At 66.5% G+C, this 25,484-nt stretch carries 25 protein-coding genes and 1 pseudogene; 12 read left to right on the top strand and 14 right to left on the bottom strand.

Annotated elements, in window-relative coordinates:
• Positions 1-9: 9 nt before the first annotated feature.
• Positions 10-1,038, bottom strand: a complete 1,029-nt coding sequence (locus tag HMPREF3115_RS01515; protein ID WP_070553278.1) for a GlxA family transcriptional regulator — start codon at positions 1,036-1,038, stop codon at positions 10-12.
• Between the two features lie 115 nt (positions 1,039-1,153).
• Here HMPREF3115_RS01515 and HMPREF3115_RS01510 point away from each other — a divergent pair, with 115 nt between their 5' ends.
• The 5 genes and pseudogenes from HMPREF3115_RS01510 to HMPREF3115_RS28395 form a co-directional block, all read left to right on the top strand.
• Positions 1,154-2,374, top strand: a complete 1,221-nt coding sequence (locus tag HMPREF3115_RS01510; RefSeq protein WP_070553277.1) for an MFS transporter — start codon at positions 1,154-1,156, stop codon at positions 2,372-2,374.
• 1 nt (position 2,375) lies between these two features.
• Positions 2,376-2,825 carry a carboxymuconolactone decarboxylase family protein gene (locus tag HMPREF3115_RS01505; protein ID WP_070553293.1) on the top strand — a complete coding sequence of 150 codons (450 nt, stop codon included), beginning with the start codon at positions 2,376-2,378 and terminating at the stop codon, positions 2,823-2,825.
• A 47-nt stretch (positions 2,826-2,872) separates the two neighbouring features.
• On the top strand, positions 2,873-3,244 hold the full coding sequence (locus HMPREF3115_RS01500) for a cupin domain-containing protein (protein WP_070553276.1): 372 nt from the start codon (positions 2,873-2,875) through the stop codon (positions 3,242-3,244).
• 206 nt (positions 3,245-3,450) lie between these two features.
• Positions 3,451-3,873, top strand: a complete 423-nt coding sequence (locus tag HMPREF3115_RS01495) for a VOC family protein (protein WP_070553275.1) — start codon at positions 3,451-3,453, stop codon at positions 3,871-3,873.
• 36 nt (positions 3,874-3,909) lie between these two features.
• A pseudogene (locus HMPREF3115_RS28395) lies at positions 3,910-4,245 on the top strand (LysR substrate-binding domain-containing protein); the annotation flags it as partial.
• A 57-nt stretch (positions 4,246-4,302) separates the two neighbouring features.
• On the opposite strand, the gene sfnG reads toward HMPREF3115_RS28395, so the two are convergent.
• Both sfnG and msuE read right to left on the bottom strand, forming a co-directional pair.
• Entirely contained in the window at positions 4,303-5,406 is a 1,104-nt protein-coding gene (gene sfnG / locus HMPREF3115_RS01490; RefSeq protein WP_053299111.1) for a dimethylsulfone monooxygenase SfnG, read from the bottom strand.
• A 27-nt stretch (positions 5,407-5,433) separates the two neighbouring features.
• A complete protein-coding gene (msuE, locus tag HMPREF3115_RS01485) occupies positions 5,434-6,003 on the bottom strand; it encodes an FMN reductase (protein ID WP_070553274.1) in 570 nt (189 codons plus the stop codon).
• A 669-nt stretch (positions 6,004-6,672) separates the two neighbouring features.
• Between msuE and HMPREF3115_RS01480 the strand changes: the two genes are divergently transcribed.
• The 4 genes from HMPREF3115_RS01480 to HMPREF3115_RS01465 all read left to right on the top strand — a co-directional run bounded on the left by HMPREF3115_RS01480 (position 6,673) and on the right by HMPREF3115_RS01465 (position 10,885).
• Positions 6,673-7,653, top strand: a complete 981-nt coding sequence (locus HMPREF3115_RS01480) for a 2-keto-3-deoxygluconate permease (RefSeq protein ID WP_070553273.1) — start codon at positions 6,673-6,675, stop codon at positions 7,651-7,653.
• Positions 7,650-8,948: a four-carbon acid sugar kinase family protein gene (locus HMPREF3115_RS01475; protein WP_070553272.1), complete on the top strand. Its 1,299-nt coding sequence runs from the start codon at positions 7,650-7,652 to the stop codon at positions 8,946-8,948. Before HMPREF3115_RS01480 ends, HMPREF3115_RS01475 begins: the two co-directional genes overlap by 4 nt.
• Positions 8,949-9,009: 61 nt before the next feature.
• Complete coding sequence (pdxA, locus tag HMPREF3115_RS01470; RefSeq protein WP_070553271.1) at positions 9,010-10,011, top strand: 4-hydroxythreonine-4-phosphate dehydrogenase PdxA; 1,002 nt, start codon at positions 9,010-9,012, stop codon at positions 10,009-10,011.
• A gap of 76 nt (positions 10,012-10,087) precedes the next feature.
• On the top strand, positions 10,088-10,885 hold the full coding sequence (locus tag HMPREF3115_RS01465) for a DeoR/GlpR family DNA-binding transcription regulator (protein WP_070553270.1): 798 nt from the start codon (positions 10,088-10,090) through the stop codon (positions 10,883-10,885).
• An 89-nt stretch (positions 10,886-10,974) separates the two neighbouring features.
• Here HMPREF3115_RS01465 and HMPREF3115_RS01460 read toward each other — a convergent pair whose 3' ends face one another.
• Positions 10,975-11,919, bottom strand: coding sequence for an alpha/beta fold hydrolase (locus tag HMPREF3115_RS01460; protein ID WP_070553269.1), 945 nt, complete (start codon positions 11,917-11,919; stop codon positions 10,975-10,977).
• A gap of 86 nt (positions 11,920-12,005) precedes the next feature.
• On the opposite strand from HMPREF3115_RS01460, the gene HMPREF3115_RS01455 reads away from it, so the two are divergent.
• Complete coding sequence (locus tag HMPREF3115_RS01455; RefSeq protein ID WP_070553268.1) at positions 12,006-12,392, top strand: MerR family transcriptional regulator; 387 nt, start codon at positions 12,006-12,008, stop codon at positions 12,390-12,392.
• Positions 12,393-12,599: 207 nt separating this feature from the next.
• On the opposite strand, the gene HMPREF3115_RS01450 is transcribed toward HMPREF3115_RS01455, so the two are convergent.
• The 10 genes from HMPREF3115_RS01450 to HMPREF3115_RS01405 all read right to left on the bottom strand — a co-directional run bounded on the left by HMPREF3115_RS01450 (position 12,600) and on the right by HMPREF3115_RS01405 (position 22,760).
• Positions 12,600-13,499: a LysR family transcriptional regulator gene (locus HMPREF3115_RS01450; protein ID WP_059781674.1), complete on the bottom strand. Its 900-nt coding sequence runs from the start codon at positions 13,497-13,499 to the stop codon at positions 12,600-12,602.
• Positions 13,500-13,640: 141 nt separating this feature from the next.
• Positions 13,641-14,501: a shikimate dehydrogenase gene (gene aroE, locus HMPREF3115_RS01445; protein WP_070553267.1), complete on the bottom strand. Its 861-nt coding sequence runs from the start codon at positions 14,499-14,501 to the stop codon at positions 13,641-13,643.
• Positions 14,501-15,721, bottom strand: a complete 1,221-nt coding sequence (locus HMPREF3115_RS01440; protein WP_059936069.1) for a CaiB/BaiF CoA transferase family protein — start codon at positions 15,719-15,721, stop codon at positions 14,501-14,503. Before HMPREF3115_RS01440 ends, aroE begins: the two co-directional genes overlap by 1 nt.
• Positions 15,721-16,182 (bottom strand): MaoC family dehydratase, encoded by a 462-nt coding sequence (locus HMPREF3115_RS01435; RefSeq protein ID WP_006405475.1) that lies wholly within the window; start codon positions 16,180-16,182, stop codon positions 15,721-15,723. Before HMPREF3115_RS01435 ends, HMPREF3115_RS01440 begins: the two co-directional genes overlap by 1 nt.
• A gap of 2 nt (positions 16,183-16,184) precedes the next feature.
• The gene (locus tag HMPREF3115_RS01430; protein WP_006405476.1) at positions 16,185-16,577 is read right to left on the bottom strand and encodes a VOC family protein; all 393 of its coding nucleotides are present in this window, start codon (positions 16,575-16,577) and stop codon (positions 16,185-16,187) included.
• Positions 16,574-17,524: a ketopantoate reductase family protein gene (locus HMPREF3115_RS01425; protein WP_070553266.1), complete on the bottom strand. Its 951-nt coding sequence runs from the start codon at positions 17,522-17,524 to the stop codon at positions 16,574-16,576. The genes HMPREF3115_RS01430 and HMPREF3115_RS01425 overlap by 4 nt, the downstream gene beginning before the upstream one ends.
• A gap of 230 nt (positions 17,525-17,754) precedes the next feature.
• The gene (locus HMPREF3115_RS01420) at positions 17,755-19,077 is read right to left on the bottom strand and encodes an MFS transporter (RefSeq protein ID WP_069221544.1); all 1,323 of its coding nucleotides are present in this window, start codon (positions 19,075-19,077) and stop codon (positions 17,755-17,757) included.
• 55 nt (positions 19,078-19,132) lie between these two features.
• Positions 19,133-20,347: a tricarballylate utilization 4Fe-4S protein TcuB gene (gene tcuB, locus HMPREF3115_RS01415; protein ID WP_070553265.1), complete on the bottom strand. Its 1,215-nt coding sequence runs from the start codon at positions 20,345-20,347 to the stop codon at positions 19,133-19,135.
• On the bottom strand, positions 20,334-21,743 hold the full coding sequence (gene tcuA / locus HMPREF3115_RS01410; protein WP_065496810.1) for an FAD-dependent tricarballylate dehydrogenase TcuA: 1,410 nt from the start codon (positions 21,741-21,743) through the stop codon (positions 20,334-20,336). Before tcuA ends, tcuB begins: the two co-directional genes overlap by 14 nt.
• A gap of 63 nt (positions 21,744-21,806) precedes the next feature.
• On the bottom strand, positions 21,807-22,760 hold the full coding sequence (locus tag HMPREF3115_RS01405) for a LysR family transcriptional regulator (protein ID WP_006405482.1): 954 nt from the start codon (positions 22,758-22,760) through the stop codon (positions 21,807-21,809).
• 297 nt (positions 22,761-23,057) lie between these two features.
• On the opposite strand from HMPREF3115_RS01405, the gene HMPREF3115_RS01395 reads away from it, so the two are divergent.
• A complete protein-coding gene (locus HMPREF3115_RS01395) occupies positions 23,058-24,185 on the top strand; it encodes a sigma-54 interaction domain-containing protein (protein WP_233632881.1) in 1,128 nt (375 codons plus the stop codon).
• A gap of 238 nt (positions 24,186-24,423) precedes the next feature.
• Positions 24,424-25,484, top strand: a 1,061-nt coding sequence (locus HMPREF3115_RS01390) for a dihydroxyacetone kinase family protein (protein WP_083302117.1), incomplete at its 3' end; no start/stop codon positions are given.

Below are 25,484 nucleotides of genomic sequence, written 5' to 3'. Positions count from 1 at the left end.
GGGCGGCGCCTACGACCGCGGTACCGCGCCGGCTGCCGTCGCCGCTTGCAGGGCGACGGCCGGCGGCGCGAGCGTCTGTTCGCCGCCGTCCGCGTTGCCCGCACGCGCACTACGGCTGAAGCGGCGAACGGCCTGCGGCGGCTGACCGATCGTCCGCAGGAAGGCGCGCCGCATCCGTTCGCGATCGGCGAAGCCCACTTCATCGGCGATCACGTCCAGCGACAGGCGTCCTTTCTCGAGCAGCAGCCGCGCGGCTTCCACGCGCAGATGCTCGACCGCCTTCGCCGGCGACTGGCCGGTTTCCGCACTGAACGCGCGGCTGAACTGGCGCGGACTCAGTCCCGCGACGTCCGCGAGCTCCTCGACGGTCAGCGGCTTGCGCAGATTCGCGCTCGCATAGTCGATCGCCTTCTGGATCCGGTCCGATTTCGGTTCGAGATCGAGCAGCGTCGAGAACTGCGATTGCCCGCCTGCGCGACGGTGGTAGACGACGAGCTTGCGCGCGACCGCGCGCGACACCTCGTGTCCGTGATCCTTCTCGATCATCGCGAGCGCCATGTCGATCGTCGCGGTCATCCCGGCCGACGTCCAGATCGGCCCGTCGACGATGAAGATCTGATCGTCCTCGACCGTCACCTCCGGATAACGGCGCTGAAGGTCGGCCGCGAAGCGCCAGTGCGTCGTCGCGCGCCGGCCGTCCAGCGCGCCGGCCTCCGCGAGAATGAACGCGCCCGTGCACGGCGCCGCGATGCGTCGCGACGTCGCGAGCGCGCGCCGCACGAACGCGGTCAGCGCAGGCGAAGCGATGTCGATCTCGACACCGGAACCGAACATCACCGTATCGAACGACGTGTCGGAAAACGGCTGCGTCTCGACGCGGATGCCGGCCGACGACAGCACGAGCCCGCCCTCCTCCGACAGCACCGACACCTGATACGCCGGTTCGCCGAGCACGACGTTCGCGAGCTCGAACGCGGTGATCGCCGCGAAGCCGAGCAGATAGAAATTCGGGAAGACGACGAAACCGATCGTATGCATGCGCGTGCTCCGGCGATGTCCGAAATTGCTTGTATATATGACATTTGAGACACGGTCAATCGCGACTATCCTCTCCGCGTATCGCTCCCGAAACCCTTACCGTCAGAGCTTTCGTATGGATCGTCGACTATCGATACTCGCCGTCGGAATGTTCGCGATGGGGACCGACAACTTCGTCGTCGCCGGCATTCTGCCCGGCGTCGCGGCATCCCTTCATACGTCGGTCGCGCTCGCCGGACTCATGGTGACCTGTTACGCGTTCACGTACGCCATCGCCGCGCCGATCATGGCGGCGCTCGCCGGCCGCTGGCCGCGCAAGCTGCTGCTGGTGTCCGCGCTGGGCATCTTCGTCGCCGGCAACGTATTGAGCGCGCTCGCGACCGACCTCGGCGTCGTGCTGTTCAGCCGCGCGCTGGCCGGCTTCGGCGCGGCGCTGTTTTCGCCGACCGCGCTCGGCGTCGCATCGGCGCTCGCGACACCCGAACGGCGCGGACGCGCACTGGCCGCCGTGACGGCCGGGCTGACCGGCGCGACCGCGCTCGGCTCGCCGCTCGGCACCTTCATCGGCGGCTTCGGCGGCTGGCGCTCGACGCTCTGGTTCGTCGCCGCGCTTGGCGCCGTCGCGATGATCGGCGTGTGGACCATGCTGCGGGCCGTGCCGCGCCCCGCGCCGGTCGGCCTGCGCGAGCGCATCGCGCCGATGCGCGACGCGCGAATCGCACTGACCTTGCTGACCTCGCTGTTCGCATTCGGCGGCTTCCTGATGGTCTACACGTATGCGGGCGTCGTGCTGCAGCGCGTGACGCACGGCGACGAACGCATGCTCGCCGCGCTGTTCCTGCTGTGGGGCGTCGCGGCCACGGCCGGGAATTTCATCGCGGGCCGGCTCGTCGACCGCTTCGACAGCCGCCGCGTGATCGACGCGATGCTCTGGGTTGCGATCGTCAACTTCTGCCTGCTGCCGTGGACGGCGGCCCACGTATTCGGCGCGATCGTGTCGCTGACGATCTGGGGCCTCTGCGGCTGGGGGCTGATCGTGCCGCAGCAGCACCGCCTCGTGCATGCCGCGCCGCAGGTCGCGCCGCTCGTGCTCGCGCTGAACAATACGGCGACCTATATCGGGCTCGCAGGCTCCGGCGTGCTCGGCGGCCTCGTGCTGCGCACGATCGACGCGCGCTACCTGAGCGTGGTCGCGGCCGCGCTGATCGTCGTCGCGTTCGTGTGCGCCGAAGCCGCGTATCGACGGATGCGCGCGCCCGCCGCGATCGACCGAACGACACCGGACACGCGTATCGAAACACGCGTACTGACAACCCCCGTTGAACATGGAGAATGACATGACCCGCCGTCTCGACTATGCGCAGATTGCGCCCGCCGGCATGAAGGCGCTCGGCAGCGTCTACGGATACGTGATGCAAAGCGGCCTTTCGCCGATCCTCGTCGATCTCGTCTATCTGCGCGTCTCGCAGATCAACAATTGCGCATACTGCCTCGACATGCACACGCGCGACCTGATCGAACGCGGCGTGAGCATCGAGAAGCTCGCGCTCGTCCAGGCATGGGCCGAAGCCGGCTCGCTGTTCGACGAACGCGAACGCGCGGCGCTCGCCTGGGCCGAAACGGTCACGCGCGTCGCCGAGACCGACGTGCCCGACGCTGCGTACGAGGCCGCGCGGCAGGTATTCGACGAGCGGGAAATCGTCGATCTGACGATTGCGATCAGCCTGATGAATGCCTATAACCGAATGGCAATCAGCTTTCGCAACACGCCGCAGGCGGCGCTGTAATCGTTCGGCGCGGCCTGCACGCGACGCCCGCAGCGAGGCCCGCAACGATGCTCAGGATCGGCAACCTGTTCGATATCGAACGCACGCCCGGCGACGGCGAACGCTTCGACACGCTCGTCGCCGGATCGAACGTGACGATCGAGCGGATCGTCTCGGCCGGACACGCCAGCCCGCCCGGCTTCTGGTACGACGATCCGCGCGCCGAATGGGTCGTGCTGTTGTCGGGCGCGGCCGTGCTCGAGTTCGAACACGACGCCACGCGCCACGCGCTGCACGCCGGCGACCATCTGCTGATCGACGCGCATTGCCGGCACCGCGTCGCGTGGACCGATCCTTCGGTGCCGACCGTGTGGCTCGCCGTCTACCACGAACCCGAGCGCGTCGCTTCATCGGCATCGGCGCCGTCGCGCCCTTCTTGAACCGCGCGTCGAGGTCGATGCCGGCGCTTCGTCGCGAACCGGCATCGAGCGTCCGACAGCAGGATCGACTTCATCCGCATCGTAGTCGCCATGCGTCGCAACGCAGTAGCGCCAGGAACGGAGGCCCGCTGTTGCCGGTTCGGCGCCCGTCGCGCGTCGTACGGTTTACGATGTCGGCTTCGTTATTCGACGACGGAGCCCGATCGATGCAACCCCGAATCAGCGTGCTGACGCTAGGCGTCGACGATCTGGAAGCGGCGCTGCGGTTCTACCGCGACGGCCTCGGCCTGAAGACCGACGGCATCGTCGGCCGCGAATTCGAACATGGCGCGGTCGCGTTCTTCGATCTGCAGCCCGGGGTCAAGCTCGCATTGTTCGGCCGCGCCGACCTCGCGCACGACACCGGCCTGCCGCCTGCGACGCGCGACGGCATCGCATCGACGATCGGCCACAACGTCGCGAGCGCACGCGAAGTGGACGACGTGATGCAGCAGGCAGCGGCCGCCGGCGCACGCATCGTGAAACCCGCCGGCGAGACATTTTGGGGCGGCTATTCCGGCTACTTCCAGGATCCCGACGGCCACGTGTGGGAAGTCGTCTTCAATCCGGCCTTCGTCCCGGCAGGCTGAGCGGCAAAGCGGCCCGGCCGCAGCCGGGCGCGACCGTACCGCGACGTGCCCGCCGCGCTCGCCGTGAACGACACCGACATGGAAACGCATGCGGTGCTGTCGGGCCTCGGGGTCGGACAGCTCGGCAGCTTCAGTGCGGCGATGCATATCCGCAGCGGCCGGCTCGTTCCGTTGCTGACCGAACACGTGGTCGAGCACGGGATGATCTATCTGTACTACGGTCACCGCACCGAGCGGTCGCTGCGCATGAAGACGTTCATCGACTTCGTCGTCGACCGGCTCGCCGACAATCGCGACTTCTTCCTCGCCGCAGCTGAGCTGCGCGCGATGCAGCACGGTACGCCGCGGCGGCGCGCGGCCAAAGCGCGCCGGTGGCGGCCGGCGCGCCGGCCCGTCGCCACGCGCTTCGCTACGCGCACGTTCGCCCTGTCAGGCCGCGACCGGCTGCCGCTGCGCCTCCAGTTCGCGCACGAGCGGCAGCACGCGCTTGCCGAAGTATTCGACTTCCTCGATGAAATGCAGGAAGCCGGCGAGCACGAGATCGACGCCGATCGCCTTCAGCTCGACGATGCGTTGCGCGATCTGCTCGGGCGTACCGATCAGGTTCGTGCGGAAGCCGTCGTTGTACTGGACCAGATCCTCGAACGTCGATTTCGCCCAGTTGCCCTCGCCTTCCGGCGAAGCCTTGCCGGCCTGCTTCACCGCGTCGCCGAACGCGTGCACCGCTTCGACATGGGCGTGACGGACGATATCGTCGAGCACGGCGCGCGCCTCGTCCTCGGTGTCGCGCGCGATCACGAACGCATTGACGCCGATTCGCACGCGATGGCCGTTCGCGGCCGCCTTCGCGCGAATGTCGTCGATCTGGGTCTTCAGGTTTTCGGGCGTATTGCCGTTCGTGAAGTACCAGTCGGACACGCTTGCCGCGTTGTCGCGTGCGGCGCGCGAGCTGCCGCCCTGGAAGATTTCCGGATGCGGCTTCTGCAGCGGCTTCGGGCTCAGCGTGTAGTCGTTGAAACGATAGAAGTCGCCCTTGAACGTGAAGTTGTCCTGCGTCCAGATGCCCTTCAAGGCCTGAATGAATTCCTTCGAGCGTCGATAGCGCTCGTCATGCTCGAGCCACGGCTCGCCGATCGCGGTGAATTCGTCCTTGAACCAGCCGCTGACGACATTGATCGCGATGCGTCCGTTCGAAATATGGTCGATCGTCGCGAGCTGCTTCGCGACGACGGCCGGATGCCACGGCCCCGGCAGGATTGCCGCGAGCACTTTCAGTTTCGTCGTCGCGTGCAGCAGCGCCTGGCTGAACGATACCGACTCGTGCTGATACTCCGCGCCGTAGCCGGCCGTGAAGCGGATCTGACTCAGCGCGTAGTCGAAGCCGGCCGCTTCGGCGACGCGCGCGAGCTGCTGGTTGTATTCGAGGCTCCAGTCGGTACGCTGCTCGATCGTGCTGACCACGAGTCCGCCGCTGACGTTCGGCACCCAGTACGCAAATTTGACGCCATCGGCGTGCGATTCGGTAACGCTCATGAATTGTCCTCGTCGGGAAAAGCGGGATTACGCGGCGGCGCCTGCCGCCACCGGGAACTGACGTGCGCCGAGGTGCGGCGCGGCATGCCGGGCTGCGCGTGCGATGCGCGCGTGTAGCGCCGGATTCGCGATCGCGTAGCGGTCGAAATCGCTTTCGGATGCATACACACCGATCGGCAGCGTGCGCGCCTGGAAGAAGCCGAGCAGCGGGCGCAGCTGGTGGTCGATCACGAGCGCGTGCCGCTCGCTGCCGCCGGTCGCGGCAAGCAGCACGGGAACGTCGATCAATGCGTCGCGATCGACGAGATCGAACAGATGCTTGAGCAGGCCCGTGTACGACGCGCGATAGACGGGGCTCGCGACGATCAGCACGTCGGCCGTTTCGATCGCGCGCAGTTGCGCGTCGAGGTCCGGCGGCACCTGTGCGCGCGTCGCGGCGCCGGCAAGCCGGCTGCCGATTTCCGCGAGTTCGATGCGTCGTGTTTCGATGCGTGCCGCATTGCCGAGCGCCGCGAGGAGCGCGTCGATCAGCACGAGCGTGCGCGACGGTCGTTGCAGGCTGCCCGATACCGCGACGACATTCACCGGTTTGCTCATTGCTTGCGTCTCTCCTGTCGAAGCGGGCCAGGTGCCCGTCGCCGGACTGCGTTGCAAGCGGCGTGCCATTTCGGCGAGTCGCGCAGAGGTGCAGCGGCGAAGGGCGGGTGTCGGGATGGTGCGCGACTTCTGGCGGGCGCCGCGGCGTTATTCCACGCGCGACGATATGCGTGTGAGCAAGACGCTCATAACGCTATCGGCGGGCGAGATGAACGAGCGTGAACAATGATGCTGATTCGGTGCTGCTGGAGCAGCAGTGTCCGGAGCGTGGCGGGCGCGTGCTCGGTCGGCATTTGTGTTCGTTCGCGGCGAGCCATTGTTATCGATCCACGATTGCCGTTCGTCGTGGCGCGTCGCAATAGCCGCTCGCAGAGTGCAGCGGCGCTTCCTTTCCGCGCGCCGTCAGGCCGGTCGCTGGTCTCGTCGCGAACGCTCGAGCGCGCGGTTCAGACATCCGCCTCGAGACACGAAGCATTGGCGCCAGCGCGCTCCTTTGTCTCGGGACAATGACCGGGTTCGGGCGCGGTCACCCGCCACGCGGATGATCACATCGATCACACAAATGATCGATTTGCGCAAAATGCGCGGCCGAAGTACACTCCGGATTGATCGTTTCAATCATATAAGTGACCGATTCAATCAAAGTCCGATCAGAGAATGGAGACTGGCATGGCTCAAATACACATCAAGCGCGGCATCGAGCGCGTACCCGGCGGCATGATGATCGTGCCGCTGCTCGTGGGCGCACTCGTCGCCACGTTTTTGCCTGACATGCCGAAGTTTTTCGGCTCTTTTACCAATGCGCTGTTCACCGGTGCGCTGCCGATCCTCGCCGTGTTTTACGTCTGCATGGGCGCGAGCATCGATGTCAAGGCAACGCCCTACCTGCTCAAGAAGGGTGGCGCGCTGTTCGTCACGAAGGTCGGTGCCGCGATCGTCGTGGGCGTCGTCATGGGGCATTTCCTCGGCGAACAGCCGATCTCGTCGGGATTGTTCGCCGGCCTGTCGACGCTCGCCGTCGTCGCGGCGATGAACGACACGAACGGCGGGCTGTACATGGCGCTCATGGGCCAGTACGGCCGCTCCGAAGACGTCGGCGCGTACACGATCATGTCGCTCGAATCCGGGCCGTTCCTGACCATGGTCACGCTCGGCGTGGCCGGACTGTCGGCGTTCCCGTGGCCGACGCTGGTCGGCAGCATTCTGCCGCTCGCATTCGGCATGCTGCTCGGCAATCTGGATCGCGAGATGCGTGCGTTTCTCGGTAAAGCGGTACCCGTGATGATTCCGTTCTTCGCGCTGGCACTCGGCGCGAGTCTCGATCTGCACAAGGTCTGGCAGGCCGGCGTGCTCGGCGTCGGTCTGGGGATTGCTGTCGTGATCGTGACGGGCATTCCCCTTTACCTTGCGGACCGTCTGACGGGCGGCACCGGCGTCGCCGGTACCGCTGCGGCGAATACGGCAGGTAACGCGGCCGCCGTGCCGGCGTTGACCGCCGCGGCGAATCCGGTCTACGCGGAGGCCGCCAAGAGCGCGACGCTGCTGGTGGCCGCGTGCGTCGTCGTGACCGCGGTCCTTTCGCCGATCCTGACCGCGGCCGTCGCAAAACGCGTGCAGGTCGGCCGCGAAGCAACGGAAACGGCGCAATGAGCATGCTGATCATCGCGGACGATCTGTCGGGCGCCGCCGATTGCGCGATCGGCTTTGCGAACGCCGGCTATCGGACGGTCGTCACGCTCGACGTGCCGGCGCAAGGCCTCGACGCGACCGCCGCCGACGTGATCGCAGCCGATACCGACACCCGCCGTCTCACGCCGGCCGAGGCCGCGCAGCGCACGTCGGCCGCTTGGCAGGCATTGCGCGAACCGGGCCGGCGTCTCTACAAGAAGATCGACTCGACGCTGCGCGGCAATTGGGCCGCCGAAGTCGCCGCGTTGCAGCCGCTCGCGGGTCTTGCGATCGTCGCGCCGGCGTTTCCGGCGACGGGCCGCACCGTACTCGGCGGCCGTGTGTTCGTGCGCGGCGAGCCGCTCGAAACCACCGATACCTGGCAGCTCGAAAATGCGGGCCGCACCGCAGACCTGCACGCGATGCTCGCGCAAGCCGGTGTTTCGACCGCCCAACTCGACGTGGACGCATTGCGCGAAAGCAGCCAGACGCTCATCGCGCGAATCGCCGCCGTGGCGGCGAGCGGCACCGAGGCGCTGGTGGTCGACGCCGAGACGAAGGACGACCTGATCGCACTTGCACGGGCGACGGCACAGATGGACGACGCGCTGTTCTGGGTCGGCTCGGGCGGGCTCGCGCGGGAAATCGCGAGCGTGGAAAGTCTGTTCGCCCCGCGCGCGGCGCGAACAGACGCCGTCGCTTCGCAACGGCAGCCACGACACGCACCCGTGCTGGTGCTGGTGGGCAGCCTGTCGGCGGTATCGGAGCGGCAGTGCGCGATGCTGCGAGAACGCGCCGGCATGATGGAACTGACGGTACCGCCCGCCGTGCTGCGCGGCGGCGAGCGCCACGCGGACGTACCGCAATGGCAGGCGCGCATCGGCGACGCGCTGCGAACGGGTGCGGACCTGCTGCTGCGCATCGGCAGCGACGACGCGTTCGATCCGGCGGAAGGCGCGGTGCTGTCGGCCGCGCTTGCCGCGCTCGTCAAGCCGCATTTCGCGACGCTCGGCGGCTTGATCGCGACGGGCGGCGAAACCGCCCGCGCGATGCTGAGCGCCGTTGGCGTCGGCAGCGTCGAACTGATTGAGGAGATAGAGGCGGGCGTGGCCGTCGGCAAGCCGATCGGTGCCGCCACTTGCCAGCCTCACCTGCGTATCGTCACGAAGGCGGGGGCGTTCGGCACCGATCACGCATTGTTCGCCGCGTGGCGCTATCTCCGCGAAACGCCGGCAGCGAGCGTCAGCGCAGGCGCCCGCTCACACGGTTCGGCCTGATCGTTCCTACGCGATCGGGCATGCAGTAGAGCAGAATTCAAGGACATCAAGGCAAAACATCATGAGCAACTACCTTCCCGCGATCGGCATTACGATGGGCGACGCAGCAGGCGTCGGCCCGGAAATCATCGTCAAGAGCCTCGCACACGACGTCGTTTATCGGCAATGCCGTCCGCTCGTGATCGGCGATGCGCGCCGGCTCGAACGAGCAAACGAGATCGTCGGCGGCACGGCGAAGATCCGTCGCATCCAGGAAGCGGCCGACGCGCGCTACGAGCCGGGCACGATCGACTGCATCGATCTCGGCCTGATTCCGGCCGACCTGCCCTTCGGCCGCTTGTCGGCCGTCGCGGGCGATGCGGCCTATCAATTCATCGCGCGCGCGGTGAAGCTGGCGGAAGCCGGGCAGATCGACGCCATCTGCACGGCGCCGCTCAACAAGGAAGCACTGCACGCCGGCGGCCACAAGTATCCCGGCCATACCGAAATGCTCGCGCATCTGACGGGCGTCGACGAAGTATCGATGATGCTGGTCGCGCCGCAACTGCGCGTGATTCATGTGACCACGCATATCGGGATCATCGACGCGATCCGCAAAATCGAGCCGGGCCTCGTACAGCGCACGATCGAGCGCGGCCACGCGACCCTCGTGAAGGCCGGCATCGCAAAGCCGCGCATCGGCGTATGCGGGATCAATCCGCATGCCGGCGAGAACGGTCTGTTCGGATACGGCGAGGAAGAAGAGAAGATCGTGCCGGCGGTCGCGGTGTTGCAGGAACGCGGCCTCGACGTGACCGGCCCGCTGCCTGCCGACACGCTGTTTTTCCGTGCGGGCCGCGGCGACTTCGATCTCGTGGTCGCGATGTATCACGACCAGGGTCACGGCCCGGTGAAGGTGCTCGGGCTCGAAGCGGGCGTCAACGTGACGGTGGGACTGGAGGTCATCCGCACATCGGTCGATCACGGCACCGCGTTCGACATTGCGGGCACGGGCGTCGCCGACGAGCGCAGCCTGCTCGAAGCGCTGCGCCAGGGCGCCGAACTCGCGACGCGGCGCGGCTGAGCGCACAACCAGCGTGACGGAATGCGCGCGGGCCGTGGTGTAACATCGGCAACCTCCCATCCTGCAGATGTCAGCCATGAAAGCGTCCGAGCGCCATCGCGCGATTCTCGATCTCGTCCTGACGGGCGACGCCAGCGTCGAACAACTCAGCGCCGCGCTCGGCGTATCCGAAGCAACCGTCCGGCGCGACCTGACGACGCTCGCCAACCAGCGCCGTCTCGTGCGCACCTATGGCGGTGCGACGGCGCTGATCGGCGCGCACGAACCGGAGGCGTCGCTCGAGGAGCGCAAGGCGACGCAGCGCGAGCAGAAGGAAGCGATTGCCCGCGCGGCGGCCGCTCACGTGCACGACGGCGATACGCTGCTGCTCGACGGCGGCACGACCTGCGCCGCGCTGGCGCGGCATCTCGTCTCGCGCGTCGATCTTCATGTGGTGACCAACAATCTGCTTGCCGTCATGACGCTGGCGAACGCGCCCGGCGTCCATCTCACGTTGATCGGCGGCGATCTGCGCAAATCGAGCATGAGCACGCTCGGGCCGCTCGCCGAGCTGTCGCTGAGCCGCTTGAGCGTCGACAAGGCGTTTCTCGGCGCGGACGGCGTGGTCGCGGAGTTCGGGCTGTGCGAAGCGAGCGCGCAACAAGCGTATCTGAAGGACTGCATCATCCGGCGCGCGGCTCAGACGTTTGTGCTTGCCGACGCCGACAAGCTCGGTCGCTCGCGGCAGCAACACTGGACGCCGCTCGAACGAGACTGGCGGTTGATCACGTCCAGCATGGCCGACGAGGCGCTTCTTGCGCCGTTCAGGGCGCTCGGACGCGTCGTGGTCGAGACGGCCGATATGGACACGCCGTCGCGCTCGACGATCTCGTAATACTGCGCGAAGCGCGCCGTACAACGAAGCGGAAAGGCGCAGGACCTTCGACGACGAGGTAGCGAACCGTCGGCCGAAAACATCCGACGTCACGTTCCATCCTTACCTCCCTGTAAAACGTCGCGGCCTTGCTGCGATGCCGACCTGACGAACGCGTGCAGATCGCGGTTGAAACGCTCGGGCTCCTCGATGAACGGCGCATGGCCGGCGTCCGCGTACACCTCACTTACGATGTGCGGATTCAGCGCGGCCGCGCGGGCGAGCGTCGCACGCGTGTCGACCAGTACGTCGCGACCTCCGTAGATGAAGAGCAGCGGTACGCGCGCCTTGGCGAGCCCCTGCGCGGCGAACACCGTCATGGTCGGCACTTCTCGCTGCATGTCCCACGATGCCATGGCGGCGTTCGCGAGCAGCCGCGCGAACGTGTCGGCGTCGGGCCGATGATTGAAACAAAGGCCGACGAAGGTGCGCTCGCCGTCCAGATGCGTCTTCAGATCGGCCGAATTCATGTCGCGATAAACGTCGGGGTGAGCGACGATCTGACCGGGCGCGAGCTCGACCACGCCGTCGACATACACGGCCCCCGCGATCCCGCTATCGCCGTATTTCGCGAGATAGTTCGAGATCACCACGCCGCCGAGCGACCAGCCGACCACGACGGGCTTGCGCGCATGCGAGCCGCGGATTACCGCTGCGAGGTCGTCGGCCCAGCGGTTCCCGTCGTGATAGGGCTCCGGGCCGGGCGGCTTGCCGGACAGACCGTGGCCGCGCAGATCATAGGTAATGATCCGGTATTGGCTCAATTCGCGACTTCGCACCTGCGCATCCCAGTTCAGGCGGCTGCCAAGCAGTCCATGCACCAGAATGATCGGCGGGCCGCCCGGATTACCGCTTTCCTGAACGTCGATCCTTACCCCGTCCGCCGATGTCACCGTATAGCTGTTCGGTGCCGCAAACACGTCGGGGGCGGACGCAAGCAGCGTAACCGCCGAGAGCGCGGAAATCAAAAGGTGAGAGAACGTCCGTAAGCTCATTGTCTTGCCTGGGAGAGTGTCGGTACGCTTACTCTCAACCCTTACACTGATGTGAGAGTCAAGCGAATCGTGCTACGCTGCTTTGCATGAAAAACACGCCTTCCCGGCAGCTGCTGGCGATCGGACAACTTTCGCAACTCACTGGCGCCAGCGTGCGGTCGATCCGCCACTACGACGAACATGGTCTGCTCGCTTCGGTACGTGCGAGCAATGGCTATCGCATGTTTCCCGAGAAGGCCGTCACGCAGGTCAAGCAAATTCAGCGCATGATCGCGACCGGATTCACCATCGACGATATTCGCGGTTTCCCCGACTGCATGCTTTTGATCGAGGGTGCCCGTTCTTGCGATCAGATTACGGACGTTCAGCGGGCAAGGCTCGAAGCGATCGAGCGTCAGATCGCCGACCTCGAAAAGCGTCGGGCGCGTCTTCTCAAGACCTTGCATGAAGGGGTGATTCCGCCGGTCGATTGAGGCGGCGTGGCACCTGGAGATCGCCCTCGAACGGGAACGGTGGACGTGCTTTTTTCTTCCGAATATCCACTCTCGAGCTGCCGTCCTTATTCTCATCGATCGCAGCCGTATCTCTCGGACCCAGCGCATTGGCGGACAACGCGCAGATTCTCGTGCCGTGCGCCGGGTGGCACGGTAACCGCGATGAAAGCTGCGGGAATCGCCCCATCACTGCAGAAACAAATCCGCCACCACCGACCGCAACCAGCGATTACCCGCCTCGTGGTGGTATTTCGCATGCCAATGCTGACGCACCGCAAACTTGTCGACCGGAAACGGGCAGGGATGAACCGCGATCCCGTTCACGCGCGCCAGCGTCTCCCCGATGTTTCTCGGCAGCGTCGCAATCAGATCGGTCGACTGGATGATCGACCCAAGCCCGAGCATACCCGGCAGCTCGAGCACGACGTCGCGGTCGATGTTCTCGCGCAGCAGCGCCTGCTCCAGCAATTGCGCACCCGTGCCGGCCGCGATGATCACGTGTCCTTCGCGGCGGTATTGCTTGAGCGTCAGCTTCGCGCGCACGCGCGGATGATCGGGATTGGCGAGACAAACCCAATCCTGCATGTAGAGCTGCTGCTGGTACATGCCGCTGCCGAGCCACGGCACATACCCGATCGCGAGATCCGCCTCGCCCGATTCCAGCGCGCGCTCCGTGTTCCCGTCGATTCTCGCCGCTTCGAGTCGAATGCCCGGCGCCTGCGCGCGCACATGCGCGAGCATTTTCGGCAGCAGCGTGATGTGACTCGCATCCGTCATGCAGATCCGGAAGCGCCGCTTGGCCGTGGCAGGATCGAACGAGATTTCCCATGCCGAAAACCGCCGCAGCGACTCCAGGATTTCCCGGCATGGGCCGATCAACGCGTCTGCCTGAGGCGTCGGCGTCATCCCGGCGGGCGTGCGCACGAACAACGGATCCTGCAGATGTTCGCGCAGCCGCCCCAGCCAGATGCTGATCGTCGGCTGGCTCTGCCCGAGCTGCTCCGCCGCCCGCGTCACGCTGCGCACGTCATACAGCAAGTCGAAAAGCTGAAGCAGCTTGAGATCCGGCAACTCGGCAGTGCCCATGGGTTCATTGTGTTTCGCAATGTCGCCATTGTAGTCATTTCGTTGCGCCTATGCGGCACGTCCGACGAATAGACGCCCGCGGACAGGACTTGACGCCCTGCTTTCCGGATCGCAAGAACATCACACTAATGGCGGTTGCGCTCACTCCGGCGCAGCCTGCTCGTCATGTCGCACGAGCGGAACGGTGAGCCGATCGATCAGCGCACGCGTCTGCGGTCGAACGCCGCGCCACCATGCGAACGCTTCGGCTGCCTGCTCGACGAGCATCCCGACACCATCCGCGATGCCCTGCACACCGGCGCTGCGCGCGAGCTGCAGGAACGGCGTCAAGCCCTTGCCGTAGGCGAGTTCGTAGGCGCTGCCGCTCGCGCTGAATACGCTGGGCGGAACCGGCGGCAGTTGTCCGGTGAGGCTTGCCGAAGTCGCGTTCACGACGAGGTCGAAGCGTCCCATCGATTCGAGGTCCGCATAGCTGCACGCGCGCAGCGCGCTACCCGCGCCTGCCTGCTCGACCAGTGCCTGCGCCTTGTCCGGATGTCGGTTGACGATGACGAGTTCGGCGGGGCGCGCGCCGATAAACGGCAGCAACGCGCCGCGCACGGCGCCGCCTGCGCCGAGAATGAGTACGCGCTTGCCGGCCATCGGCCGATGCAGATTGACTTCGATGTCGCGCACGAGGCCGACGCCATCGAAGTTCTCGGCGACGACGCGACCGTTCTCGAACTTCATCGCGTTCACGGCGCCCGCGAGCGTCGCGCGTTCGCTGCGTTCGTCGGCCATCGCAAACGCTTTCAGCTTGAAGGGCGCGGTGACGTTCATGCCCTTGCCACCGGCCGCGATGAAGGCTGTGACCGTGTCGACGAACGCGCCGTCCGGTTCCAGCGGCGCCTCCATCGCGACATACGCGATGTCCTGCCCGGTCTCCTCGGCGAACAGACGGTGGATCAGCGGAGACTTCGTGTGCCCGATCGGATTGCCGATTACCGCATACTGGTCGCTCATCACGCGCTCCTTTTCGAGAACAGCACGCCGTCGGTTTGCATCGCGTCGATTTCCGCTGCACTGAAGCCGAGCGATTGCGCGACCTCCACGTTGTGCTGACCGAGGTCCGGGCCGACTTCGCGAATCGACGTATCGCAATCGGAAAAACGGAACGGCAGGTTCGGCAGACGCAGCGTGCCGAAGCGCGGATGCGCCTGTTCGATCACCATGCCGCGCGCGACGATTTGCGGATCGTTGACGACCTCGTCGATGCGCTGCACCTTCGCGCAAGGAACGTCGACCTCGTCCAGCAGCGCCAGAACGTCGGCCACCGAGCGGCCGGCCACCCACGGCTTCACCACGGCAAGAATGGCTTCGCGATGGGCGTTGCGGCCGTTCAGGTCGTGAAAGCGCGTGTCGGTTCCAAAACCGGCGGGGCCGCCATGCTGCTCGACGGCCGCCGCGAACCGCTTCCACGCATCGTCGACTTGCGCGGCGATGACGAGGTCGCCGTCGGCGGCGCGGAAGACGCCGTACAGCGTGGACGTCGGCATGTCGTGGCCGGTCTGCTCGGGAACGACGCCCTGCATCGTGTAGCACTGGACGGCATATTCGTGCATCGACACCAGCGTGTCGTACAGCGCCATGTCGATATGCTGCCCGCGCCCGCTCGCTACGCGGCCGAGCAGCGCGGCGTTGATCGCGGCGACCGCGTGAATGCCCGTGTACATGTCGCCGAGCGAAATGCGCATGAGCGGCGGCGGCTCGCCCGGATTGCCGATCATCTGCATGATGCCGCTCTTCGCTTCGGCGATCAGGCCGAAGCCCGCGCGATGCGCGTCGGGCCCCGTGTGGCCGTATGCCGAGATCGAGCAGTAGACGAGCCGCGGATTGCGCGCCGACAACGCCGCGTAGCCGAGACCGAGCTTGTCCAGCGCACCGGGACGATAGTTCTCGATAAACACGTCGGCCGAGTCGCACAGGCGTTGCATGAACGTCTTGCCGCGCGGGTCCTTCATGTCGACGCTGACACCGCGCTTGCCCATGTTGAGCTGCAGAAAATAGGCGCTTTGCTGGTCGTCCAGAATCGTCGCGTGCCGGCGCCCGGCGTCGCCGCCGCCGGGGCGCTCGACCTTGATGACTTCTGCGCCGAGCGCGGCGAGGCAGCGGCCGACATACGGGCCGGCAAGAAAGTGGCTGTAATCGACGACGCGAATGCCTTCGAGGGGACGGGCCTGCATCAGTACGCTCCCGGACGACGCGGAATCATCAGACGATGCTCGCCGCGCTGGACGACCTGGCCGTCCTGGTTGATCAGTTCCGACGGCAAAACGACGATGCCCCAGTCGGGCCTGCTCTTGCTGGCGCGCATCGCGCCGACGCGGAACTTGACGTGCAGTACGTCGTTCACCTTGATCGGCAGCAAGAAATCCCAGGTCCAGCCGAGCGACATGCCGGGTACGAAGCGATAGTCGCTTTGCGTCTTGAGGCCGTCGGCGACGGACAAGCCGAACAAGCCATGCGCGACGATGCAGCCGAAGTGGCTCGCGTTCGCGTAGTCCTCATCGACGTGCACGGGCGTGTGATCGCCCGTGAGATCGGCATAGGCGAGAATGCGTTGTTGCGTGACCGTGTAAGTCGGGCTGATGCATTCGTCGCCTTCCTGCGCATCGTCCCAGTATTTTTCGATGATGCGGCTCATGCTCACGCCTCCGCCCGCGGATCGATCGCCAGCGCCTGTGCGACGCACGTGGCCGGTTTCGCCTGAATGAGTTCGATCGCGAGTCCGTCGGGCAGGCGCAGCCAGTTGCGTCCCTGCGGCATTTCGGTCACGCCGAATGCCTGCGCCGCAGCGATGGCCGCGTCGAGGTCTTCGCACATCACGCCGAGGTGCGCAAGCCGGCCCTCCGGTCCGTCGTAATGCGGCTCGCTGATGAATTGCAGACCGCCGAGCGTCCAGTATTGACGCGGCGCTTCCCGGCTGCCGTCGACTTCGCGCATGGTCATGCCGAGCACTTCCTCGAAGAAGCGGATATGCCAATGGATGTCCTTCACCCGGATGGCGACGTGCTCGAGATAGGCTTTCGCGGCGCTCATGCCGAGACCTCCTCTTTCCGGCGATCGATCATGGCGCGTTCAATCCCCTTGATGCAGGCGATGAGCGTCGCATTGACGGGCGTCGGCACGCCGAGCCGTTCGCCCCAGCGCACCACGGCGCCGTTGATGAAGTCGATTTCGGTGATCGACGCTTTCTCGAGGCTTTGCAGCATCGACGTCTTGAACGCGGCCGGAAGGCCTTCCGCGGCCATGTTCCACGCATCTTCCGCTGCGGCGATGGACAGCCTGACACCGGCGGCTTTGGCCGCGGCCATCGCTTCTTCGATCGCCGCAAGCGCCGTCGCCTTGAGGACGGGCTCGTCGTAAAGCTGACCGTAGGTCAGGCGCGTGATGCCGGTGATCGCGCCGGTCGCGACATTGATCAGCAGCTTGTCCCACATCGTGCCGAGGATGTTGTCGCTGACGCGCGTGGTCAAACCCGCGCCGTTGAACGCGTCCGCGACCGCTTGCACACGGGCCGTGATCCGGCCGTCGAGTTCGCCGACGATCGTGAGCTTGCCCGCGACGCCGCTCTGAATCTGGCCCGGCGCGCGCAATACGCCGCCCACGTAGGTTTTGCCCGCGAGCACGCGCTCTCGTCCGACGATTTCGGCGAGCACGTCTTCATGACCGAGGCCGTTTTGCAGCGACAGAACGACGGTCTCCGGCCCGACGAGCGCGAGCGCGCCGCGCATCGCCGCATCGGTATGGAACGACTTGACCAGCACCATCACGAGATCGACCGTGCCGACTTCGGCGGGATCCATCGTCGCGCGAACCTTGACGCGCCGCGTGCCGCGCTCGTCGTCGATCTGCAGCCCGTCGCGCGACATGGCCGCGACATGCGCGGCAAACCGGTCGACGAGCCATGTCTCGTGACCGGCTTCGGTCAGCGTGGCACCGATGGCGCAGCCCAGCGCGCCGGCGCCCAAAAATGCGATCTTCATCAACGTCTCCTTGAATGGAGACCACGATACGGCGCGCGACACATGTCGGCAATGCAATGAATTCAATGGCGCCATTGCGGATCGCAATATTGAGTCGACACGGACATAGCACTGCCGTAGCGCGCACGCCGTTTTGCGAGCCGCTCGCGCTCCCCGCCACGCCGCCCAAAAAGCGACAAGCCCGGCGCGAAGCCGGGCTTGTCGCGTGTTCGAACCTGACGTCCCAATGTCTATCGCGCCGACGAAGCGGCCGACTCGCCACTGTCCGCGCGCCGCCGGTACAGCGCGAGCGTCGCGCCGAGCCCGCAGAGCGCGGCGAAACTCAGCCAGTAGCCCGGCGCTGCCTTGTCATGCAGCGCCTGAATCAGATACGTCGACACGGCCGGCGTAAACCCGCCGAACAAGGCGGTCGCCAGACTGAACGCCAGCGAGAACCCGGCGACGCGTACTTCGACCGGCATCACTTCCGTCAACGCGGCGACCATCGCGCCGTTATACATGCCGAAAAAGAACGAGAACCACAGCAGCACGATCAGCATGCGCGCGAAGCTCGGCGCATCGGCGAGCCAGAACAGCGCCGGATAGGCCGTGAAGATCGCGAGCACGGAAATCGCGACGAGCAGCGGCTTGCGGCCGATGCGGTCCGAGATCGCGCCGCCGATCGGCAGCCAGACGAAATTCGACGCGGCCACGAGCAGCGTCACCATCAGGCTGTCCGACGTGGACAGCTTCAGCACCGATCTGCCGAAGGTCGGCGTATAGACGGTGATGAGATAAAACGTCGTGGTCGTCATCGCCGTCAGCAGCATGCCGCCGACCACGGTCCGCCAGTTGCCGAGCAGCATCGCGAAGATCTCGCGTGCCTGCGGATGGTGCCGCCGCGCTTGGAACGCCGCGGTCTCCTGCAGCGAGCGCCGCAGCAAGAACAGAAACGGCACGATCGCACAGCCGATGAAAAACGGCACGCGCCAGCCCCATGCGCCGATCTGCTGCGCCGACAGCCACTGGTTCAGCCCGTAACCGATGGCCGCCGCCATCACGATCGCGACCTGCTGGCTCGCCGATTGCCAGCTCGTGTAAAAACCCTTGTTGCCGGGCGTGGCCATTTCCGCGAGATAAACCGACACGCCGCCGAGCTCGGCCCCCGCGGAGAATCCTTGCAGCAGCCGCCCGAGCAGCACCAGCGCCGGCGCGAGCAGGCCGATGCTCGCGTAGCCCGGCACGCACGCGATCAGGATGGTGCCGCTCGCCATGATCGAGAGCGTGACGATCAGGCCGGTGCGCCGCCCGACCTTGTCGATATACGCGCCGAGAAAGATCGCGCCGAGCGGACGCATCAGGAACCCGGCGCCGAATACCGCGAACGTGAGCATCAGCGACGCGAACTCGCTGTCCGACGGAAAAAAGATCTTCGAGATCGATGTCGCATAAAAGCCGAACAGAAAGAAATCGAACTGTTCGATGAAATTGCCGCTGGTCACGCGCAGCACGGCGGCGGCCCGCGTCATCGGCGAAACGCCGGACGTCGCGGCAATGGGTTCGGTACGGCTCATGGTGTCTCCTGCCTATTGTGTTTTGTGGCGATGGGCGCCGGCGGCGCCCGTGACGCTAGTCGGCGCCGACGCTCGACGCGTTGCGCTGCCGCTTCTCGATCGACGATTTGAGCAAGGCGGCCGAGCGGAAAATGCCGTGCGCGAACTTGCCGTAAGGCAGCGTTGCGAACAGCGCGATCACGATGCCGAGATGGACGGCGAGCAGCGAAGGCATCGCGGCAGTCGTACGACCGGCGAGCAATGCGAGACCGGATGCACTGGTCAGCAACAGCAGCGCGATGAAGCCGCGGTCCATCGGACGCTGACGCGGATCGCCGCGCTCCGGCGCGCGTGTCAGGTTCAGCCAAAGCAGCCCTGCCGGCCCCGCGATCAGTCCGATGCCGCCCGCCGTTCCGAGCAGCACCGGCACGCTGAAAAACGGATACGGCGCTTCCAGACCGAACGCGTAGTGATAGAGCGTGGCGACCGCCGTTGCCGCGAAGCACAACATGAAGCCGTAGAACGTCAGGTGATGGAAACGGCGCCGGGCCAGCGTGAACGCATCGTCCCGTTCGTTGCAGCCGTCGCCGTGGCCGCCGTCGAGGTACCTGAGCGTCAGCGCGTTCTTCGCCGCTTCGGCCACCGCCGGCGCGCTCGCGCGTGTCGTTCCCGCCGACACGTCGCGCCAGAAGCGCGTGACGCCCACGCCGAGCGCGACCATGGCGAACACAAATACGCTGCCGAACATCGCGGCGAGCAGCGTGTGCGGAAAGACCGCGTAGAAGTTCGCAGGCGCGACGTCGCGCGACAGGCCGCCGTGCAATGCGGTGCCGAGCAGCAGAAACAGCGCGAGCCCGGCCGCGAGTGCAACCGACAGCGTCAGACCGTTGCGCTTGTACAGCGCGCCGAACGCCGCAGGAAACGCGTACTCGGTGTAGGTGTCGAGCCGGACTTCGGCCATCGCTTTCGGCACGTTCACGGCGAATTCATGCGGTGGCGCGTATTGGCACGCGTGATAGCACGCACCGCAGTTGTGGCACAGATTCGCGAGATAGTTGACGTCCGCCTTGCCGAATTCGAGCCGGCGCGTCATCGCGGGGAACACGGCGCAAAAACCTTCGCAATAACGGCATGCGTTGCAGATCTGCATCTGGCGCGCCACTTCGGTTTCGCTCGCGCTCATCGGCACGATCGGGATCACGCGTGCCGCGCCGCCGTGCGAAGTTTTTGGGGTATCGACCGGCGACGCCGTGTGCGTGCGTTCGGTCGCGAGTGCGTCAGGCTGCTGCACGGCTTGCCTCCGTTGTTTTGAGTGCCGCACGTGCAGCCTGCGTCCCGGCGATGCGCCCGAAGGCCGTGCCGATCGACATGCCGACGCCGGCCGTATAGCCCTTGCCGAGCACGTTGCCGGCCATCATTTCGCCGGCGACGAACAGGTTTTCGCTGGCTTCGCCGCCGAAGTGGACCTGCGCGCGCTCGTTCGTCTTCAGGCCGAGATAGGTGAACGTAATGCCCGGCCGCAACGCATAACCGTAGAACGGCGGCGTATCGATGCGGCGCGCCCAGTGCGTCTTCGGCGGCGTGAGGCCTTCGGTGTGGCAGTCGTCGAGCGCCGTGTGATCGAAGGTGCCGACGCGGCACGCGTCGTTGTAGCGCGTCAGCGTGTCGACGAAGCGCCGTTCGGGCAGGCCCAGCTTGCGTGCGAGTTCCGGCAGCGTGTCCGCCTTTTCGCCGGGAAACACCGGCGGCATGAAACGGCCGATCGCTTTCGAATCGATGATCGAATAGCCGATCTGCTCGGGCTGCTGCGCAACGAGCCGCCCCCAGATCGCATAGCGCTTCGGCCAGAAATCCTCGCCCTCGTCGTAGAAGCGCTCGGCGTCGCGATTCACGACGACGCCGAGCGACACGCAGTCGATGCGCGTACAGATGCCGCCGTCATACAGCGGTGCGCGCGCATCGATGGCGACGCAGTGCGACTGCGACGGATCGCCGATCATGTCCGCGCCGGCGTCGCGCATATGCTTGAGGAGCACGCCCTGGTTGAATCGCGTGCCGCGAATCAGGAAGTTGTCGGCCGGCCATTCGCCGCGCGCGTTCTGCCCCCACGCGTCGCGCAGCCATTCGCGGTTCGATTCGAAGCCGCCCGCGGCGAGGACGCAGGCATGCGCCTCGAAACGCCGGCTGCCGCTGCGCGCCGCGACGAAACGGCTGCCGTCGAGCTCGATCGCATCGACCGGCGTGTCGTACCGGATGTCGACGCCGAGCGCTTCGGCGCTGCGGTAATACGCGTTGACGAGCGCCTTGCCGCCGCCCATGAAGAACGCGTTCGTGCGCGCGACGTGAAGCGCACCGGACAGCGGCGGCTGAAAGCGCACGCCGTGCTTCTGCATCCACGGCCGGCACGACGACGACGCGCGGATCGTCAGCCGCGCAAGATGTTCGTTCGTGATGCCGCCGGTCACCTTCAGCAGGTCCTGCCAGAATTCCTCTTCCGGATAGGCATCGACGAGCACGTCTTGCGGCGCATCGTGCATGCAGCGCAGATTGCGCGTGTGTTGCGAGTTGCCGCCGCGCCATTCGCGCGGCGCGGCTTCGAGAAGCAGGACCGACGCGCCCGCTTCGCGCGCCATCAACGCCGCACACAGGGCAGCATTCCCTCCTCCGATTACGAGCACATCGACCATCAGACTTGCCTCCTTTCGGACAAATCGTAGGGATCGCGTGCCCGCTGCGCTATCAGGCGGCCGTCAACGGGTCTTCACTTTTTGTGAAGAGTCGGTTTCGCGCAGCCGCGCACCGGGCCAGCGGCCTTCATGCACGAGTTGACGCGCGACATCGGCAAGGACCACGCGCGCGGCGAGCCCGGCCGGCGACAGTTCGTCATCGGAAATGCTCGCGATCAGGTTGGGCCGCCGCGCGTATTTCTCCGCGACGGGCACGCTCGTCAGCGTCGCGTTCTCGCGTCTGGCGAGTGCTGCGCCCGGCTGTATGGTCGCCCCGATGCCGGTGCGGACGATGTCCATCAGCAGCGCGAGGCCGTCGACTTCGGCGACGATGTTCGGCTCGTATTCGGCGCGCTTGAACGCCGACGAAAGCAGCGAACGCAGCCCGTGCGTACCGCTGGGCAGAATGAGCGGCAGCTTGCCGAGATCGGTCAGCCGGATCGATCCGCGTGTCGGCATTCCGTCGAGATCGGCCGCGCCGATCAGGAACAGCCGCTCGTCGAGCAGCGGCTGCACGCTCCAGCGTTGCGCGGATTCTTCGCGAAACAGCACGGCGAGATCGATCTGGCGCGCGCTCAGCATCGACGCGAGATGACCGGACAGACTTTCGACGAGATGAAGCCGCACATCGGGATAGCGTGCGCGCATTGCCTGCATGAACGCCACGCCGAGCACGCTCGCCGTGCTCGGCGCCATGCCGACGCTGACATGGCCGGACAGACGCGCCGAGCGCGCGGCGAGCGCCGCGTCGTCGATATGACGCAGCGCGAGTTGCGCCTGACGCCAGAACGCCAGCCCTGCGTCGGTCGGAATGACGCCGCCCGACGTGCGCTGTAGCAAACGCGTGGACAGTTCGCCTTCGAGTCGGCTGATCTGCTGACTCAGCGCCGAGGTCACCACGCCGAGTTCCAGCGCGGCCTTGCCCATGCTGCCGTGTTCGACGACGCTGAGAAAATAGCGTAGTTGTCTGAGTTCCATTCCGCGATCGGACAGAGGATGACGCGCGTATTCTGACAGAACGTCGACGACGGTCTTTCGCGTGGCGCGCGGCCGACTTTGCGGCGCGGCGTTGGCGCTGCAAGCGTCGCAGCGGCGAAAGCAACGCTTCGAACCGCATCGGCACGCCCGCGCCGCTGCGCAAGCTCGCGACTTTGCTTATCAGAAATCGATGTTTCCCGTGCGGCGCGAATCGATCGACACTTTGCTGCTCAGGCAGCACCGCGGCAGCAATGCGTGCTGGCGTGCGCCCTTCCGTTCAACGACGCGTTTCGATTCATGAGCCGTTTTCTCCCCGATCCATGGCCGGGCGGTGCGGACCTCGCCGCCGCCGACCGCGACGCCGATTCCGCTACCGCCGAGCGATCGTACGCAGGCGCGCCGGCGTCCGCTTCGTCGATCCGCGCGAACGCCGGCGTATTCGCCGATCCGCGCTCGCACGCGCTGCTCGAGCAGATCCGCGCGGTCGCACCGAGCGACGCGAACGTGCTGATCGTCGGCGAAACGGGCACCGGCAAGGAGCTGGTCGCGCGTCGCCTGCACCAGGCGAGCCGTCGTCGCGACGGCCCGTTCGTCGCGGTGAACTGCGGCGCGTTGTCGACGACGCTCGTCGAAAGCGAATTGTTCGGTCACGAGAAAGGCGCGTTTACCGGCGCGTTCGGCGCGAAGGCCGGCTGGTTCGAAACCGCCGACGGCGGCACGCTGTTTCTCGACGAGATCGGCGACCTGCCGCTGCCGATGCAGGTCAAGCTGCTGCGCGTGCTGCAGGAGCGCGAAGTCGTGCGCGTCGGTGCGCGGGCCGGCATTCCGATCGACGTGCGCGTCGTCGCTGCGACGAACGTCGATCTGCAGCAGGCGGTTGCGGCCGGCCATTTCCGCGGCGACCTCTTCTACCGGCTCGCCGTCGTGCAACTCGCGGTGCCGCCGCTGCGCGAGCGGCCGGCCGACATCCTGCCGCTCGCGCGCCATTTCGTCGACGACTACCGCCGCCGTCTCGGCTACGGGCCGCGCAGCATCGACGCGCGCGCCGCACGCGCGCTCGAATCGTATGACTGGCCCGGCAACGTCCGCGAGCTGGAAAACGTCATCCATCATGCGTTGCTCGTGAGCCGCCACGAGACGCTGCAGCACGCCGACCTGACGTTCGCCTCGGCCGGCACGGCCGCTGCGGCACCACATCGAGACGAGCCGTGTGCGGGCGCGCAGGCCGCACTCGAAGCCGCGCTGCGCGCGCTGTTCGACGAAGGTCACGGCCGACTGTACGAACGCATCGAAGACACCGTGATGCGCGTCGCGTTCGAGTTCAGTCACCGCAATCAGCTTCAGGCCGCGCGCTTGCTCGGCATCAGCCGCAACGTGCTGCGCGCGAGACTGATCCGCGCAAACGAGATCGCCGCGTTGAAGTAAGCGCGCTTCGGTGCCTGACGACCGGGCCCATCCGCTCGCGGCCGGCGCTCGGACCGCGAGCGCGCGCCGCCCGTGGAGCGGCGTGCCGACCTGATGTATCGTGGCACCGAAGCGCGCACCGGCGAGATCCATGGCACTGCCCCACCGCCGCCACGGCGCGCGCATTCCCGCAACCCGACAGCCCGAGGCGCCGGATCGGTTCGGCCCGCGGGCTTTCATCTGCCCGGAAACCGTCGCCATGAAAAAACTCGTGAACCGTCCGTCCGACGTCGTGCGTGAAATGCTCGAAGGCATCGCGCGACAGTCGCCGCATCTCGCGATGCTCGGCGACGAGCACGTGCTCGTCCGCCGCCCGCTGCCCGAACCGTCGCAGCGCACGGTCGCAGTGCTGTCGGGCGGCGGCAGCGGGCACGAGCCTGCGCACGGCGGCTATGTCGGCGACGGAATGCTGAGTGCGGCCGTGTGCGGCGAAGTGTTCACGTCGCCGTCCACCGACGCGGTACTCGCTGCGATCCGCGCGACAGCGGGCCCGAACGGCGCGCTGCTCGTCGTGAAGAACTACACCGGCGACCGGCTCAACTTCGGTCTGGCAGCCGAACTCGCGCGCGCGGAAGGCATTCCGGTCGAGACCGTGATCGTCGCGGACGACGTATCGCTGCGCGGCCGCGTCGAGCGCGCGCAGCGGCGCGGCATCGCGGGCACCGTGCTGATCCACAAGCTCGCGGGCGCGGCGGCCGCGCGCGGGCTGTCGCTGCCGCGCGTCGCGGCGATCGCGCGCGATGCGGCCGCCGATCTCGGCACGATGGGCGTCGCGCTCGACGGCTGCACGCTGCCGGGCGCCGACCAGTCCGGATTCAGCCTCGCCGACGACGAAATCGAGCTCGGTCTCGGCATTCACGGAGAAAAAGGCGTCGAACGCACGGCGCCGCTGCCGGCCGACGCGCTCGCCGACACGCTGCTGTCGGCGATCGTCGCCGACCTCGTGCTCGACCGCGGCGAACGCGTCGCGCTGCTCGTCAACGGTCTCGGCGCGACGCCCGATATGGAGCTTGCGATCGTGCTGCGCGCCGCCTACGAAAACCTGAGCCGTCGCGGCATCGCGGTCGAGCGCGCGTGGGCCGGCACGTTCCTGTCGGCGCTGAACATGCCCGGCTGTTCGATCTCGGTGCTGCGGCTCAACGACGAACGGGCGGCGCTGCTCGACGCACCGACGCAGGCGCGCGCGTGGCCCGGCGGCGGCGCCGTCAACGCGCAGATCCGCGTCGCCGCCGCGGCACCGCAGGAACCGTCGCCGCCGCC

It is taken from the genome of Burkholderia sp. HMSC10F09, from assembly GCF_001806955.1.
Taxonomy (GTDB): Bacteria; Pseudomonadota; Gammaproteobacteria; order Burkholderiales; family Burkholderiaceae; genus Burkholderia; species Burkholderia multivorans.
Note: the sequence above shows the minus strand (reverse complement) of the source record. Positions and strands in the feature narration are given on the sequence as shown.